Here is a 16,492-nt window from a genome sequence, read left to right as displayed (position 1 = left end):
CCCCCGGGGCTCCGGGCTATAGCCGGGGCCATGAGCGACGCACCCCTGGTTTCCGCCTGCACCCGCAACTGCGGGGACTGTTGTTCCCTGGTGGTGGAGCGCGGCGAGGACGGCCTCTCTTTTCGCGGCAATCCCGAGCACCCCTTCACCCGGGGCTTCATCTGCGCCAAGACCCGCGCCTATCCCGAACTGCTCAGGCATCCGGCGCGCATCACCACGCCCCTGGTGCGCGAGGGCTCGGGCTACTGGCCCGTGACCTGGGACGAGGCGCTTTCCCTCATCGCCAGGCGCCTGGACCGCCTGCGCGCCACGCCCGAGCGCATCCTGCACGTGCGCGGCCACGGCCGCCGGGGCGTGTTCTGCCAGGCCCCCAACTGGTTTTTCGCGCGCCTGGGCGCGGCCACGCTCTCGGGCTCGCCCTGCGACGAGTCGGGCATCGCGGCCAGCATCCTGGATTTCGGGGCCCTGGACCACAACCATCCCGAGGACGTTCTCAATGCCGAGCGCATCGTGAACTGGGGCCGGGACATCCCGCGCACCTCCGTGCACCTGGCCGCCCTGGTCCGCCGGGCGCGCAAGCAGGGAACCCGCGTGCTGACCATCTCCCCGGGCGGGGACGGCAGCGGGCGCTATTCCGACCGCCACGTGCGCCTGCGCCCGGGCACGGACCGCTTCCTGGCCGCGGCCCTGGCCGAGGCCCTGGCGCGTGGCGCGGCCCCGGAGATCAGGGACGCGGCGTCCAATTTCCCGGCCCTGGCCGAACTCCTTGAAGACCGGGACACGGACGCGCTGCTGGCGGCCTGCGACGTGTCCCGCGCGGACTTCGAGGAAATCCTGTCCTGGTACGCCCAGCCCGGGCCCACGGCCACGATCCTGGCCTGGGGCATGCAGCGCTACGTGCACGGCGCGGCCAACGTGCGCTGGGTCAACGCCGTGGCCATGCTCTCGGGCAACGTGGGCCGCGCGGGCGGGGGCAGCTATTACAACATTTCCTCGGGCCGCAACCTGGCGGACTGGACCGCCGGGGCCGACGAAGGCCGGACGCGCCGCACCTTCCCCATCCACGACCTGGGCCGGTCCCTGCTCGAGGCCGACCCGCCCGTGGGCCTGGTCTGGATCGAGGGCGGCAACCCCGTGACCCAGCTCCCGGCCGGGGACGTGCTGGCCGAGGCCCTGGCCCGCTGCCCCCTGGTGGTGGCGGTGGAGGCCTTTTTCACGGATACGGCCCTGCGCGCGGACCTGATCCTGCCCTGCGCCCTCATGGGCGAGCGCGAGGAGGCCCTGGGCTCGTGCCTGCACGACTGGGTGAACTGGGCCGCCAAGGTCGCGGACCCGCCCGGCGAGGCGCGCGACGACTGGGAGTTGTTCACGGACCTGGGGCGCAGGCTGGCCGACCCCCTGGTCCTGCCGGACCGCGAGGAGGTCCTGGCCCGGGCCCTGGATTCCCCCAGCCTGCGGACCACGCCCGAAGAGTTGCGCGCGCGCGGCTTCGTGCGCGGCCAATGGCCCGCCGTGGCCTTCGAGGGCCTCAATTTCGCCCATGCGGACGGCAGGTACCGCTTCATTGAGGAGCTGCCCGCCGAGCCCGCGCCGGACCCGGCCTATCCCCTGAACCTGCTGACCCTGGTCAGCGACCGCTCCACCCAGTCCCAGCCCGTGCCCGGGGACCTGGACAGCGCCCGGGACGGGGAGCCTTCCGGCCCGCCCGAGGCCTTCGTCTCCCCGGACTGCCCGGGGCTTGCGGGCCTGGACCGGGACGCGCCCGTGTACGTGGCCTCGCCGCGCGGCCGCGTGGAGGTCCGGCTCGTGCTGGACGGGACCCTGCACCCCGGGGCCGTGCTGGCGCGCCGGGGCGGCTGGATGTCCCGGGGCCAAAGCCTGACCCCCCTGGTGCAACCCAGGGAGACGGACCTGGCCGGGGGCACGGCCTACTACAGCCAGGGCGTGCGCCTGGAGAATTAGCAGCCAGCCCGGAACGTTCGGTTCTGTTGACACCCCCGGGCCCTGCCCATACATTTCTCCTGCCGCGGGCCCCGGCCCGCGTGCTTACAGCCACACCAAACAAGCCGCAGGGCGTCCGCGCCCCAGGGAGAAGCATTATGTCCGCCAACGAACGCCACGACGACGACGTGTCCCGCGTGCTCCGCGACGACGGGGTGGAAAAGACCGTGCTCGGCACCTTCGAGAACCTGCCCGTGACCAACCTCGAGGCCATCAAGAAGGAGATGGGCGAGGGTTCCTGGGCCGTGCGCCTGGCCTACAACGAGGTCTTCGGCGGCGTGCTCATCCGCCAGCTGCCCGGCGAGGGCAACCGCCTGCACTACCATCCCAACGCCCACGAATGCTGGGTGATCATGGAAGGCGAGTGGGAGTGGTACATCGAGGGCGAGGGCGCCAAGCGCGTGGGCCCGGGCGACATCGTGGTGGTGCCCCAGGGCGTGAAGCACAAGATCCAGTGCGTGGGCGACGTTCCGGCCATCCGCTACGCCATAACCCGTCCCGACGTGGACCACGTGTACGCGGAGTAGGCCATGGCGTTCACCAACGTGCGATTCGACTTCAGCGGCAGGCGGGTCCTGGTGGCCGGCGGCAGCCGGGGCATCGGCAAGGCCGTGGCCCTGGAGTTCCTGGCGGCCGGGGCCGAGGTCTTCTATCTTTCGCGCAACCCGGGCCAGGGCCTGGACGCGGCCACGCACCTGGCCGCCGACCTGGCCGACGAGGCCCAGGTGCTGGCGGCCTTTGCGGCCCTGGACGAGGGCGGCCCCCTGGACGTCTTGGTCAACGCCGCGGCCATCAACTACTGCAAGCCCAGCCGGGAGATAGCCAAGGCCGAGTGGGACGAGGTCCTGGACGTGAACCTGGCCGCGGCCTTCGTGCTCTGCCGCGAGGCCCTGAAGCGCATGACACCGCGCGGCTACGGCAAGATCGTGAACATCGCCTCCATCGCCGGGCGGCACCGCAGCGTGGTCAGCGGCGCGCACTACGTGGCCAGCAAGGCCGGGCTCATCGGCTTGACACGCCAACTGGCCTACGAGGCCGCGCGCTCGGGGGTCAACGTCAACGCCCACTGCCCCAGCCAGACCATGACGGACATGCTGCGCGAGTCCATGACTCCCGAGGCCATCGCCGAGCTGGAGGCCAAGATCCCCATGGGCCGCGTGGCCACGGTTGAGGAGCAGGCCGGGGCGGTTCTTTTCCTGTGCAGCGACGCGGCGGGCTACATCACCGGAGCCTGCCTGGATGTGAACGGAGGCATGCTGTGAGCGACACCACCACCATCGCATTGCTGTTGGGCCGCAAGGGCTCCTCGGGCTTTCCCGGCAAGAACACCATGGACATCCTGGGCCGCCCGGCCTGGACCTACCCGGTCATGGCCGCCCAGGCCTCGCGCTGGGTGGACCGCATCTTCGTGTCCACGGACCACGAGGCCATCATCGAGGGCGCGCGCGGCATGGGCCTGGACATCATCGAGCGCCCCGCGCGCCTGGCCTCGGACGAGGCCCTGTTCGAGGACGCCCTGGAGCACGCCTATTTCGAGGCCAAGGACCGCCTGGGCAAGGCCCCGGACTACGTGGTGGTCCTGATGTGCAACGCCGTGACCGTGAACGCGGCCCTCATCGACGAGGCCGTGGACAAGCTTGAGGCCGACCCCGGGGCCGACTCCGCCGTGACCGTCTCGGTCTTCGACATGTACAGCCCGCTTCGCGCGCGCAGGCTGGACACGGACGGCTACCTGAAGCCCTTCGTGCCCTTCGAGGCCTTCGGCGACCCGGCCACCCTGTCCTGCGACCGCCGCAGCCAGGGCACCACCTACTACGCGGACATGAGCCACACCGTGTGCCGCGCCGCGTGCATCGAGCGCATGAGCGAGGGCCTGCTGCCCCAGCGCTGGATGGGGCGGAACATCCTGCCCGTGGTCAACGGCGACGGCTGCGACATCGACGAGAGCTGGCAGCTGGCCATGTCCCTGGGCTGGCTGGACCGCCACGGATTCAGCACGGACAAGACCCCCTACGACGACTGATCCCAACCGGGATTTTGCTGTTCGCGCCCCGCGCCGGCCCGCCCGGCGCGGGGCGTTTTCGCTGGCCCGGAGCGCACTCGGGGCGCGCCGGGCCCGGGCATAGTGTTTGTTGCCCGGAGCTTTTTCTGGTACCCTGGCGGGACGTCACAATTTTACAGGCAACCCATTACAATCCAAGTATATTCATGCCCGACTTCGTTCATCTGCACTGCCATACGGAATACAGCCTCCTGGACGGGGCCATCCGTCTGGACGACCTCTGCGCCAAGGCCCGCGAGTTCGGCATGCCCGCCGCGGCCATCACGGACCACGGCAGCATGTACGGGGCCGCCAAGTTCTTCCTCGCGGCCAAGAAGCACGGCATCAAGCCCGTCATCGGCTCGGAGATCTACGTCTCCAAGGGCGACCACAAGATCCACGAGGGCGACGACGCGCGCAAGCGCTTCCACCTGGTGCTCCTGGCCCGGAACCTCACGGGCTACCGCAACCTTTCCAAGATCGTCACCGAGGGCTACCTCAACGGGTTCTACTACAAGCCGCGCGTGTCCCGCGAGATCCTGGCCAAGTACAGCGAGGGCATCGTGGCCCTGTCCGGCTGTTTGCAGGGCGAGGTGGTGCGCGGGCTCATGGACCGGGGCATGGACGAGGGCCTGCGCCTGGCGCGGGAATACGAGGCCATTTTCCCGGGGCGCTTCTACCTGGAGATTCAGGCCAACGGCATCGCCGACCAGGTGCGCGCCAACGACCTGCTCAAGGAGTTGGCCGAGGCCTCGGGCCTGCCCCTGGTGGGCACCAACGACTGCCACTACCTGACCCGCGAGGACGCCGAGGCCCACGACATCCTCTTGTGCGTGCAGACCAACGCCTGCGTGGACGACGAGAAGCGCATGCGCCTGGACACCACCCAGCTCTACTACCGCTCCCCCGAGGAGATGGCCCGCGAGTTCTCCGACTGCCCCCAGGCAGTGGAGAACACGGTGCGCATCGCCGAGTCCTGCAACGTGGACATCCCCATGGGCCGGTATTTCTTCCCGGTCTACGAGGTGGAGGAGGGCAAGAGCCTGGCCGACGAGATGTGCGACATGGCCCGCGAGGGCCTCAAACAGCGCCTGGCCAACATGCCCTACGAGGTGGACGAGAAGGTCTATTGGGACCGCCTGGAGACGGAACTGGACGTCATCGTGAAGATGGACTTCCCGGGCTATTTCCTCATCGTCCAGGACTTCATCAACTGGGCCAAGGACCACCATATCCCCGTGGGCCCCGGGCGCGGGTCCGCCGCCGGGTCCCTGGTGGCCTACAGCCTGCGCATCACCAACCTCGATCCCCTGCCGTACAACTTGCTCTTCGAGCGCTTCCTGAACCCCGAGCGCGTGTCCATGCCCGATATCGACGTGGACTTCTGCGAGCGCAGGCGCACCGAGGTCATCCGCTACGTGGCCGAGAAGTACGGCGAGGATTCCGTGGCCCAGATCACCACCTTCGGCACCATGAAGGCCAAGGCCGTGGTGCGCGACGTGGGCCGGGCCCTGGGCATGACCTTCGCCGAGACGGACAAGATCGCCAAGCTGATCCCCGAAGACCTCAAGATGACCATCGGCAAGGCCCTGGAGATGGAGCCCGAGCTCCGGCAGATGATGGACGACGACTCGCGCGTGGCCAAGCTCATGGACGTGTCCAAGCGCCTGGAGGGCATGCACCGCCACGCCTCCACCCACGCCGCCGGGGTGGTCATCTCCGACGGGGCCATGGAGAACTACCTGCCGCTCTACCGGGGGAAGAAGGGCGAGGTGGTGACCCAGTTCGACATGAAGCTGGTGGAGAAGGTCGGGCTGGTGAAGTTCGACTTCCTGGGCCTTCGCACCATGACCGTGATCATGGACACCCTGGACATCATCGCCGAGCGCGGGAAACAGCCCCCGGACCTGGACACCCTGCCGTTCACGGACCAGGCCACCTACGACCTCTATTCGCGCGGCGACACCGACGGCATTTTCCAGGTGGAGTCCGACGGCATGCGCAAGTATCTGCGCATGCTCCGCCCCTCCTGCTTCGAGGACATCATCGCCATGCTGGCCCTGTACCGCCCCGGCCCCCTGGGTTCGGGCATGGTGGACGAGTTCATCAAGCGCAAGCACGGCGAGGTGGAGGTGGTCTATCCCCTGCCGTCCCTGGAGCCCGTGCTCAACGACACCTACGGGGTCATCGTCTACCAGGAACAGGTCATGAAGATCGCCCAGGTGGTGGCCCGCTACACTCTGGGCGGCGCGGACCTGCTCAGACGCGCCATGGGCAAGAAGAACGCCGAGGCCATGGCCGAGCAGCGCGACATCTTCTGCAAGGGCGCGGCCGAGAACGGGGTCTCCAAGGAAAAGGCCACCGAGATCTTCGACTTGATGGAGCAGTTCGCGGCCTACGGCTTCAACAAGTCCCACTCCGCTGCCTACGCGCTGATCTCCTACCATACGGCCTACCTGAAGGTGCACTTCCCCACGGAATTCATGGCCGCCATGATCACCTCGGAAGTCTCCAACACCGACAAGCTCTTGAAGTACGTCAACGCCTGCCGGGACCTGGACATCGAGGTCCTCAGCCCCGACGTGAACGTGTCCATGCGCCACTTCACCGTGCCCGAGGACGGCAAGATCGTGTTCGGCCTGGCCGGGGTCAAGAACGTGGGCGACGAGGCCATCCGCGAGATCGTGGACGCCCGCGCCGAGGGCGGCCCCTACACCAGCATGCTGGACCTCTGCGAGCGCGTGAACCTCCGAAAGGTCACCAAGCGCGTGCTGGAGAACCTCATCAAGGCCGGGGCCATGGACTGCTTCGGCGTGTCCCGCGCCGGGCTCACGGACGGGCTTGAACGCGTGGTGGCCATGGCCCAGAAGCGGGCCAAGGAGCGCGACAGCGGCCAGATGTCCTTGATGGGCATGGTGGGCATGGAGATGCCCTCCCTGCCGGGCCTGGGCATCAGCGTGGACGGCCCGGAGGTGGAGGAATGGCCCGACGACGAGCTGCTGCGCCTGGAAAAGGAGGCCCTGGGCTTCTTCCTGTCCAGCCATCCGCTCCTCACCTACCGCCACGAGGTCCGGCGCATGAACCTGGTCAGCCTGGTGGAGGCCGCGGACTATGCCAACGAATCAGAGGTGCGCACCGCGGCCATCGTCACCGGGGTCAAGGAGATCATCACCAAGAAGGGCGACAAGATGGCCTTTCTGGAGATCGAGGATTTGATGGGCAACGGCGAGCTGACCGTGTTCCCGCGCGCCTGGCCCGAGGTCAAGGAATTGCTTGCCCGCGACGAGCCGCTGTTGGTGGTGGGCAAGGTCAGCGACCGGGACCGCGACATGGACCAGCCGCGCGAGGAGGGCGTGCCCAAGCGCGCCAAGCTCATCGCCGAGGAGGTGCGGATCCTCTCCGACGCCCTGGCTCAGAACACCCTGCCCGTGGTCTTCAACCTCCCTGCCGGGGCTGTGGACGGCAAGGGGCTGGACGCCCTGAAGGACGTCCTGGCCCGGCACCACGGGGACACCGAGGTCCACGTCTGGCTGAAGACCGACGGCTTCGCCTGCAAGCTGGCCCTGGGGCCGTCCTACAAGGTCACGCCGTCGCGCGAGTTCTGGAAGGACATGGAAACCTTGCAGTGACGGGTGCGCGGCAGTTCAACCACATAGAAACAAGGATCAGTGCGATATGGCCAAGGGAAAATGGACCCTGGAGGTGCAGGAAGAGTTTTCCGCCTCCCACCAGCTCAGGAACTACGGCGGCAAGTGCGAACGCATGCACGGCCACAACTTCGGCGTGCGCGTGGCCGTGGAGGGCGAGGAGCTGACCCCGGACACGGAGCTGCTCATCGATTTCAAGGTGCTCAAGGAGAACCTGCGCGCGGTCCTGGCGGACCTGGACCACAGGCACCTCAACGAGGTCGCGCCCTTCGACGTCTCCAACCCCTCGTCCGAAAACCTGGCGCTGTTCATCTACAGGCAGATGGCCGCGCGCCTGGCGGACAGCGGGGTGCTGGTCAAGTCCGTGGGCGTGAGCGAGAAGCCCACCCAGACCGCCACCTATTCCGAGGAAGGCTGATGCGCCTGTTCGTGCAGCGCGTGTCCCGGGCGCGCGTGGACGTGGCCGGGGAGACCGTGGGCGCGGTGGAGCGGGGGCTCCTGGTGCTGGCCGGGTTCGCCGCCGAGGGCGAGGCCGGGCCCGGCGGGGCGCTGTGGAACAAGATGCTCGCCAAGGTCGTGGACCTGCGCATCTTTCCCGACGCCGAGGACAAGATGAATCTGTCCCTCAGGGACTGCGACGGGGGGCTTCTCGTGGTGCCGCAGTTCACCCTCTACGCCGACTGCCGCAAGGGGCGGCGGCCGTCCTTCAACCAGGCCGAGGGCGGCGATGCTGCCCGGGCCCTGTTCGACAGGCTGGTGGCGGATTTCCGGGAACTGTTGCCCGGGCGCGTGGAGCAGGGGGCCTTCGGCGAGCGCATGGACGTGTCCCTGGTCAACTGGGGGCCCGTGACGATCCTTCTGGACAGCGTGGATTTCTGAATCGAGGCGGCCAAGGGGGGGCGGTGCAGAGACGGCGCGAGAGCGAGCCCATCAGGGTGCTGGTGGTGGACGACGAGGAGTCCATCCGCGAGTCCCTGCGCGAGATGCTCATGGACTTCGCCTACGACGTGGCCTGCGCCTCGGACGGGCGCGAGGCCATCGCCGCCTACGAGGCCTACGGCCCGGACATCGTGCTCCTGGACATGAACATGCCCAGGATGGGCGGCCTGGGGGTCATCCGCCACCTGCGCGAGGTGGTGGGCGACGCCGACGTGCTCATCACCATGCTGACCTCGGACCGCTCCCCGGAGAACAAGCTCTCGGCCTTCGGGGCCGGGGCCAACGACTTCCTGTACAAGCCCTTCGACCGCGCCGAGCTCCTGGCCCGGGTGGGCGTGGGCGCGCGCCAGGTGCGCCTGAACAATCGCCTGCGCCGGGCCCTGGACAGCATGGACCGCGAGCTGGCCCTGGTGGCCGAGCTGCAGGCCAAGCTCCTGCCCGAGGCCGAATCCAGGCCCGTGTCCTGGCCGCACATGCCCGGCGTGCGCGTGCAGAGCGTGTACCGGCCCTCGGGCCGGGCCAGCGGCGACTACTTCGATTATTTCCCGGTGCGCGAGGGCGTGCTGCGCGCGGTGGTGGCCGACGTCTCGGGCCACGGCGCGCGCGCGGCCTTTCTCATGAGCATCGTGCGCACCCTGTTCCGGGTCACGCGCTCCCATTTCATGGGCCTGGAGGAGACCTTCCGCCTGATCAACGGGCACCTTTGCGACATCATCCGCGCGGAAGAGGATTTCGTCACGGCCCTGGCCGTAGACCTGGATTTCCGGCGCGGGCACATGAACTACATCAACGCGGGGCACTGCCCGGGCCTGCTCAAACGGGGCTGCGAGGTGGCGGAACTCGGGCCCACGGGCACGGTGCTGGGGTTCTTCGAGACCGTCTACGCCCAGCGCACCCTGGACCTGTCCGAGGACGGCGGGCTGTTCATGTACACCGACGGGTTCTACGACTGGAAATCCGCCCGGGGCGGGCTGTTTGGCTTCGACAGGTTCAGGGAGCTGGCCGACGCGGCGCTGTGCGGGGACGGGGACGTTCCCGGGCGGCTCATGGACGATTTGCGCCGGGAGGAAGGCGGCGAACCCGCGTTCCGGGACGACGTCACGGCGTTGTGGATAGCTTTTGGCGGTTCCTTGGAGTATTCTTGCAGGAGCGTCGCCGCTTGCGGCAAGGTGCGCGCCCTGGCGGGCCGGGCCATGGCCGGGATTCGCGCGCGCATCGCGGATCCTGAAGTGCTCTACGATCTGGAGTTGGCCGTGACCGAGGCCCTGTCCAACGTGGCGCGCCACGCCTACCCCGAGGGCGGGGAGGGCGAAATGGAGGCGCGCGTGCGCATGGAGCCCGGGCGCTCGGTGCGCGTGGAGGTCCGGGACCGGGGCCGGGGGTTCGATCTGCCCCGGGGCGAACTGCGCGCACCGGACCCCGCCGAGGAGTGCGGGCGCGGCGTGTTCATCCTTTCCAGGGTGGCGGACCGCTTCAGCGTGGAGCGCGAGGACGGGGCCACGGTGGTGCGGTTCGAGAAGGACATAGGGAAAGAGGCATGGAAAATCTGAGCATAGAGCAAAAGGGCGGGGCCATTCTCATCGGGTATTCCGGGGAGCTGACCCTGGACACCACGCCCGGGGTGCGCTCCGAGGTGCAGGCCGCCCAGGAGGGCGCGGATTTCGCGTGCATGATCGTGGACCTCTCGGAGGTCGGGTTCATGGACAGCTCGGGCATCGGGTACCTGGTCTCACTGGCCTCCCGCGTGGAGGACGGCGGCAGGTCCTTCCATCTCTACCGGCCCAGCGCCCAGGTGCTCAGGACCCTTGATCTCGTGCAGCTGAAAAAGTATTTCAAGGTGCTCAACTCCGAAGCGGAGCTGGCTCCGCTGATGCTGTAAGCTTCTTGGTGCCGCGGGGAATGCCGTATTTTCTTAGACATCATTTCGACCCGGATTTCGATTATCAGAATCTGAAGCCCCGGGAACGTGCCGACGGGCGCGTGGACCATTACAACATGGGCTACGTGCAGAACGTGGCCCGGGGGCAGGTCCTGGCCGAATGGGTGGCGTCAGAGGACGAGGCCGGGGAATGCTCCGTTCCCGTAACCTTCGAGCACAAGACGTTCCCCGCGGGCATGAACACCGAGGTCGACCCGGAGAATCCCGACAGGCTCCTGGCCGCCGCGCCGGGCTACGTGTTCTACGACCAGGGCCTGATCTGTGTGAAGAAGACCCTCAACGTGCGCCGCGACGTGGATTTCCATACCGGCAACATTCAGTTCCTGGGCAACGTGGTGGTCCACGGCGGGGTGCGCTCGGGGTTCGAGGTCCGGGCCCTGAACGTGCTGGCCAAGGATACCGTGGACGCGGCCCGGGTGCGCGCGGACAAGTCCGTGCTGGCCGAGGCGGGCATCAAGGGCGGGGGCAAGGGCGTGGTCCACGCCGGGGAGAACCTGCGCACGCCCTTCGCGGAGAACGCCATGCTCCTGGCCGGGAGCAGGATGCTCATCGACGTGGCCTGCATGCACTGCGACCTGTTCGCCGGGGAGCAGCTGGCCGTGAAGGGCCGCCTGGCCGGGGGCGTGGCCGTCAGCTCCAGACTGATCTACGTGGGCGAGAAGCTGGGCGGCGGCCTGGGCGCGGAAACGGTCCTCGTGCTGGGCTACGACGCCATGCTCATGAACCGTTCCAGGCTGGTTGAGTCTCGCATCAAGGTCTGCTTCGACCGGTTGCAGGAAATCCGCAGCCAGTTGGCCGCCCATCCCGAGCTGGCCCACGAGTTGGAGCCCAAAATCAAGGACGACCGGGAACAGCTGGTCAAGCTCCGCGAGGTGCGCGCCGACATCTGGAAGCGCATCCACGCCGTGGAGGACCTGGAGTCCTGCCGCGTGGTGGTCCCCGGCAAGGTTCTGCCCGGCGTGGAGGTCAGCATCGGCGGCGCCAGCCTGGTGGTGGACGACTATCTGGAAGACGTCCGTTTCGTGTACAGGGATCAGGAAATCAAGATTCAATCTCCGGCAATGAAGAGATAGAAGGATAGCATGGATATCGGAACGCTCGTGGGCCTGTTGGCCGGCCTGGGGCTCATAGTCGGCTCCATCATGTTCGGGGGCGGGGCCCTGGGGGGCTTCGTGGACGTGCCCTCGGTGCTGGTGGTCGTGGGCGGCACCGGCGCCATCGTCTTCATCATGTTCCCCATGGGCGTGGTCTTCGGCACGGTGAAGGTGGCCATGAAGGCCTTCATGTCCAAGCCGCCGGACTTCCATGCCCTCATCGACCAGATGATGAGGCTGGCCGAGAAGGCGCGCAAGGAGTCCCTGGTGGCCCTGGAGAAGGTGCAGGTGGACGACCCCTTCATCAAGAAGGGCGTGCAGCTCGTGGCCGACGGCACCGAGGAGGGCCTGGTGCGCGCGGTGCTGGAGACCGAGGTCTCCTTTATGCAGCGCCGCCACGCCCAGGGCCAGGGCGTGTTCAAGGGCATGGGCACCATGGCCCCGGCCATGGGCATGATCGGCACCCTCATCGGCCTGGTGAAGATGCTCCAGAATCTTTCGAATCCGGAGTCCATCGGCCCGGCCATGGCCGTGGCCCTGCTGACCACGTTCTACGGGGCGGTGCTGGCCAACGTGGTCTTTCTGCCCATGGCCAAGAAGCTGGAGGAGCGCAGCGCCGAGGAATCCCTGTACATGGAGATCGCCACCGAGGGCATCATCGGCATCCTGCACGGCGAGCACCCGGCCATCGTCAAGGAGAAGCTCCTGGCCTTTCTGGCGCCCGTGCTCCGGGGATCGGAGGGCTAGGCCGCCGTGGGCAAGAAAAAGTTCGTTCCGCCGCCGGAAGAGGGGCTGCCCCCGTGGATGGCCACCTTCGCGGACATGGTCACGCTGCTGTTGTGCTTCTTCGTGCTGCTGCTCTCCTTCGCCAAGCAGGACCTGGCCAGCTTCCGGTCCCTCATGGGCTCCATCCAGGACGCCTTCGGCGTGCAGACCGAGCGGCCCGAGGCCTCCTTCGCGGCCTATTCCCCCACCCGGCTGGAGAAGAAGGGCGTGAAGCTGGACCAAAACCAGAAGGTGGTCCTGGACCTGACCATGCAGCTGCGCGCGCTCATGGAGCAGGACTCGGAGCTCAAGAAGTCCACGGGCGTGTCCGCCGAGCGCGAGGGGGTCATGGTGCGCGTGGAGTCGGCCTATCTCTTCGACAAGGGCAAGGCCACCCTCAGGCCCGACGCGCCCAGGGTCCTGTCCAGGATCCTGCAGATCTTGAAGGAATACAATTTCAACTGCGTGATCCGGGGCCACACCTCGGACCAGGATTCCGACGCCGGGAACTTCCCCTCCAACTGGGAGCTGTCCTCGGCCCGGGCCGCGGCTACCCTGCGCTATCTGGTGGAGCAGGGCGGCATCGAGCCCAGCCGCCTGAAGGCCGTGGGCTACGCGGGCACCCGCCCCCTGGTGCCCAACGACAGGGAGGCCGACCGCGAGCGCAACCGGCGGGTGGAGTTCCTGCTGCATCGTCCGGAAACCGAAACGTGGTAGGCGGGCTACCCGCAAACGCACCATTGCCTAGCCCGTGCGGATAATGCAGAATTCGGCCTCGGACAGGACCCGCACCTATACTTCGCAGCGCAAGGGGAAGAAGTTGGCGGACGCTTTCGCATACAGGGCCGAGCCCGTGGAGGAAGACGGCGCGCTCACGGACGTGCGCTTGGATTTCGGCGGCCGCACCTGGCTGCTCCTGGGCGGTTCGGGCTCGGACATGGAGCTGCGCGCGGCCGCGGCCTTCGATCCCGCCTCGGGTGCGCTGCCTGTGTTCCTGGGCTCCGGCCTGGGGAGGGGCGTGGCCCGGGTCCTGGAGCGCTGGGACGGCCCCCTGGCCGTGGTGGACCGCGAGGAGCCCGTGCTCGGGCTCACGGGCTGCCGCGAGGCCCTGGCGGACGATCCCCGCGTTCTCTGGGTGGACGACACGGACCCCGGGGAGGCCCTCAAGCGCCTGACACGCTGGCAGATGGACCACGGCGGCCGCCCCTTGTGCCCCCTGCCCCTGGCCGCCTACCGGCGCATCGCCCGGGACTACTACGGCGTCATCGGCGAGGGTCTGCAGGCCAGCAAGGCCTACGACTTCTGGGCCCGGGCCGACTATCCCAAATTCCGGTCCTGGCCTCCCAGGGTCCTGTACCTGACCAGCGACTATTTCCTGCTGGGCGAGCTGGTGCGGGCCAGCGAACGCCTGGGCGCGCCGCATTTCTTCCTCAACATCGGCTCCAAGGAGACGGGCCGCGCCGAGTTCGTGGAACAGCTCCTGGCCGCTGTTGTGGAGTTCAAGCCCGACTTCATCTTCACCATCAACCACCTGGGCGTGGACCGCGAGGGCGTGCTCGTGGACCTCATGGAGCGGCTCAAGCTGCCCCTGGCCTCGTGGTTCGTGGACAACCCCCACCTGATCCTCTACCTCTACAACCGCCTGGTCAGCCCCTGGACCGCGCTCTTCACCTGGGACGCGGACAACGTGGATTCCCTGCGGACCATGGGCTTCGAGCACGTGCGCTACCTGCCCCTGGCCACGGACGTCAGCCGCTTCAAGCCCATGCCCCCCGGACGCGCGGGCGGGGCCTGGCGCTCGCGGGTTTCCTTCGTGGGCAACTCCATGATCTACAAGGTGGGCCAGCGCATGAAGGCGGGGCGGTTCCCCCGGCCCCTGCTCCTGACCTACCGGGAGGTGGCTGCGGGCTTCGGGGCCTCGGACGACCGCTCGGTGAGCGCCTATCTGCGCCGCGAGCATCCGGACCTGGCCGCGCATTTCGACGCCCTGGGCGACAACGAACGGCGCCTCGCCTTCGAGACCATGATAACCTGGGAGGCCACCCGCCAGTACCGCCACAAATGCGTGGCGGGCACTTTGGGATTCTCGCCCCTCATCGCCGGGGACTGGGGCTGGCGGCGGACCTTTCCCGACGAGGGCGGGGCCTGGCGCTGGCACAAAGAACTTAGCTATTACGACGAGTTGCCCCTGTTCTACCCCCAGGCGAAAGTGAACTTCAACTGCACCAGCCAGCAGATGAAGGGCGCGGTGAACCAGCGGGTCTTCGATGTGCCCGCGTGCGGGGCCTTCGTGCTCACGGACCACCGCGTGCAGATGGAGAACCTCCTGGAGCCGGGCGCGGAGGTGGCCTTTTACAAGGACCCGGCGGACGTGCCGGAGATGATCAAGCGCTACCTGGACGATCCCGAGGCCCGGGAGCGCATCGCCCGCGCCGCGCGCAGGCGCATCCTGGCCGAGCACACCTACGAGCACCGGCTCGAAACACTCTTCAAAGCGATGAAGGAGATGTACGGCTAGCCCCGGCTGCCGTGCGGAAGGCCCATGAGCGCCGAGCGCCCCATCCTTATATTGCAGATGCAGCGCATGGGGGACCTGATCCTCTCCTATCCGCTGATCCTGTGGCTGTCGCGGAACCATCCGGGCCGCCCCATCTGGGTCATGGCCGAGGAACTGTTCTACGGCCAGCTGGTGCAGGTCAGCCCCCAGGGCGTGGTCTATTTCCCCTGGACCGGGAAAAGCCTCCAGCACCTGCGCTCCCATGCCTTCCACCTGGTGCTGAACCTGTCCCACGACCCGCGCGCCGCGCTCCTGGCCGGCGAGGTGGAGAGCGAGGAGGTCTACGGCCCGGTGCAGCAGGAGGGCGGCCCCCGCTACGTGCGCGGGGACTGGCAGCTCTATCGGGCGTCGCTCACGGGCAGCAACCGCCACAACCGTTTCCACTGGGCGGACCTGAACGCCCTGGACGCGGTGCCTCTTGCGGACATCGCCGCCACGCGCTGGGGCGCGCCTCGCATCATCACCCCCGAAGCCAGCCGCAAGGTGGGCCTGTTCCTGGGGGCCAGCCAGCGCGCCAAGCGCCCGTCCGCCGGGTTCTGGTCCGCCCTGGCGCGGGAGCTCATCCGCCGGGACATGCGGCCCATGCTCCTGGGCGGCCCGGCGGAAAAGGAACTGGCGGCCAAGGTCGCCCGGGACGTCCCGGCGCGCATCGTGAACCTGGCGGGCCGCCAGACCCTGGCCGAGTTCGCTTTCCTGGGCCAGACCATGGGCATGATGATCACCCCGGACACCGGGCCCATGCACCTGGCCGCCTGGTCCGGGCTGCTGACCCTGAACCTGTCCATGGGCAACGTGAACTGCTGGGAGACCGGCCCCTACCAGGGCGGTCACGCGGTGCTCCGGCCGCACATGAGCTGCACGGGCTGCTGGGAATGCGCGCGCGACCCCTTGCGCTGCGGGCGGTCGTTCCTGCCCCGCCAGGTGGCCCACGTCGCCGACAGGCTGAACCGCCGCGACCTGGACGGCTTCCGCAAGCGGCCCATCGCGGGCATGGACTTGATGCTCACGGCACGCACCAGGGAGGGCCTGTATGCCCTGAACCCCCTGGCCCCGCCCGCCGCGCCCTCGGCCCGGACCCTGTTGGACGACTGCTGGCAGCGTTTCTGGGGCGCGCGCTTCGGCCTCTGGAACAGGGACATGGCTGCGGCCTCCTTCGCCCGCCTGGGGCAGGACCATCCCAAGCTGCGCCAGGCCATGCGCAAGGGCCTGGTGCGACTCTCCCGGGACCTGAAAAAGGGCCTTCTGCCCGGAGGATGCGGCCTGCCGGACGGTGATTTCTGGCGCGCCGCCCCGGCCCTGCAACCCGTGCGCAGCTATTGCCAGATGTATCTGGAAAACGCCGACGCCTCGACCCGCGCCTGGGGCGAATGCCTGGGCCTGGTGGAGGACCTCCTGGCCCTGATCGAAGGCTGAGCCGCCCGGCAAAAAACTCCCTTCCGTCTCCTTCCTTCGTTTACTTAATTAGCTGTTTTCTTAATGGTTCTTTATTGGCACGGGCTTTGTATCTGC

The 16,492-nt window shown here is 68.0% G+C and carries 14 protein-coding genes; all 14 read left to right on the top strand.

From position 1 onward, the window contains the following. The first annotated feature begins 30 nt into the window (after nucleotides 1-30). Nucleotides 31-1,962: a molybdopterin-dependent oxidoreductase gene (locus tag ACYYG1_RS03025; protein ID WP_461208799.1), complete on the top strand. Its 1,932-nt coding sequence runs from the start codon at nucleotides 31-33 to the stop codon at nucleotides 1,960-1,962. Between the two features lie 137 nt (nucleotides 1,963-2,099). After that, nucleotides 2,100-2,528, top strand: coding sequence for a cupin domain-containing protein (locus tag ACYYG1_RS03020; RefSeq protein WP_461208798.1), 429 nt, complete (start codon nucleotides 2,100-2,102; stop codon nucleotides 2,526-2,528). Nucleotides 2,529-2,531: 3 nt separating this feature from the next. Further along, entirely contained in the window at nucleotides 2,532-3,263 is a 732-nt protein-coding gene (locus ACYYG1_RS03015) for an SDR family NAD(P)-dependent oxidoreductase (RefSeq protein ID WP_461208797.1), read from the top strand. Continuing rightward, a complete protein-coding gene (locus ACYYG1_RS03010) occupies nucleotides 3,260-4,024 on the top strand; it encodes an acylneuraminate cytidylyltransferase family protein (protein WP_461208796.1) in 765 nt (254 codons plus the stop codon). Before ACYYG1_RS03015 ends, ACYYG1_RS03010 begins: the two co-directional genes overlap by 4 nt. 185 nt (nucleotides 4,025-4,209) lie before the next feature. Continuing rightward, entirely contained in the window at nucleotides 4,210-7,671 is a 3,462-nt protein-coding gene (gene dnaE / locus ACYYG1_RS03005) for a DNA polymerase III subunit alpha (RefSeq protein ID WP_461208795.1), read from the top strand. 46 nt (nucleotides 7,672-7,717) lie between these two features. Beyond that, nucleotides 7,718-8,107, top strand: coding sequence for a 6-carboxytetrahydropterin synthase QueD (gene queD / locus ACYYG1_RS03000; protein ID WP_461208794.1), 390 nt, complete (start codon nucleotides 7,718-7,720; stop codon nucleotides 8,105-8,107). Next, nucleotides 8,107-8,568 carry a D-aminoacyl-tRNA deacylase gene (gene dtd / locus ACYYG1_RS02995; protein WP_461208793.1) on the top strand — a complete coding sequence of 154 codons (462 nt, stop codon included), beginning with the start codon at nucleotides 8,107-8,109 and terminating at the stop codon, nucleotides 8,566-8,568. The genes queD and dtd overlap by 1 nt, the downstream gene beginning before the upstream one ends. Before the next feature lie 23 nt (nucleotides 8,569-8,591). Next, nucleotides 8,592-10,178 carry an ATP-binding SpoIIE family protein phosphatase gene (locus tag ACYYG1_RS02990; protein WP_461208792.1) on the top strand — a complete coding sequence of 529 codons (1,587 nt, stop codon included), beginning with the start codon at nucleotides 8,592-8,594 and terminating at the stop codon, nucleotides 10,176-10,178. Then, nucleotides 10,166-10,507, top strand: a complete 342-nt coding sequence (locus tag ACYYG1_RS02985; protein ID WP_461208791.1) for an STAS domain-containing protein — start codon at nucleotides 10,166-10,168, stop codon at nucleotides 10,505-10,507. Before ACYYG1_RS02990 ends, ACYYG1_RS02985 begins: the two co-directional genes overlap by 13 nt. 20 nt (nucleotides 10,508-10,527) lie before the next feature. Further along, nucleotides 10,528-11,640 carry a FapA family protein gene (locus ACYYG1_RS02980; protein WP_461208790.1) on the top strand — a complete coding sequence of 371 codons (1,113 nt, stop codon included), beginning with the start codon at nucleotides 10,528-10,530 and terminating at the stop codon, nucleotides 11,638-11,640. A gap of 9 nt (nucleotides 11,641-11,649) precedes the next feature. After that, on the top strand, nucleotides 11,650-12,408 hold the full coding sequence (locus ACYYG1_RS02975) for a motility protein A (RefSeq protein WP_461208789.1): 759 nt from the start codon (nucleotides 11,650-11,652) through the stop codon (nucleotides 12,406-12,408). A 6-nt stretch (nucleotides 12,409-12,414) separates the two neighbouring features. Further along, the gene (locus ACYYG1_RS02970) at nucleotides 12,415-13,143 is read left to right on the top strand and encodes an OmpA/MotB family protein (protein ID WP_461208788.1); all 729 of its coding nucleotides are present in this window, start codon (nucleotides 12,415-12,417) and stop codon (nucleotides 13,141-13,143) included. Nucleotides 13,144-13,246: 103 nt separating this feature from the next. Beyond that, complete coding sequence (locus ACYYG1_RS02965; protein WP_461208787.1) at nucleotides 13,247-14,944, top strand: CgeB family protein; 1,698 nt, start codon at nucleotides 13,247-13,249, stop codon at nucleotides 14,942-14,944. A 24-nt stretch (nucleotides 14,945-14,968) separates the two neighbouring features. After that, a complete protein-coding gene (locus ACYYG1_RS02960; protein WP_461208786.1) occupies nucleotides 14,969-16,396 on the top strand; it encodes a glycosyltransferase family 9 protein in 1,428 nt (475 codons plus the stop codon). Nucleotides 16,397-16,492: the final 96 nt, after the last annotated feature.

The sequence above is a fragment of the Desulfocurvus sp. DL1XJH-121 genome (assembly GCF_054819825.1).
Note: the sequence above shows the minus strand (reverse complement) of the source record. Positions and strands in the feature narration are given on the sequence as shown.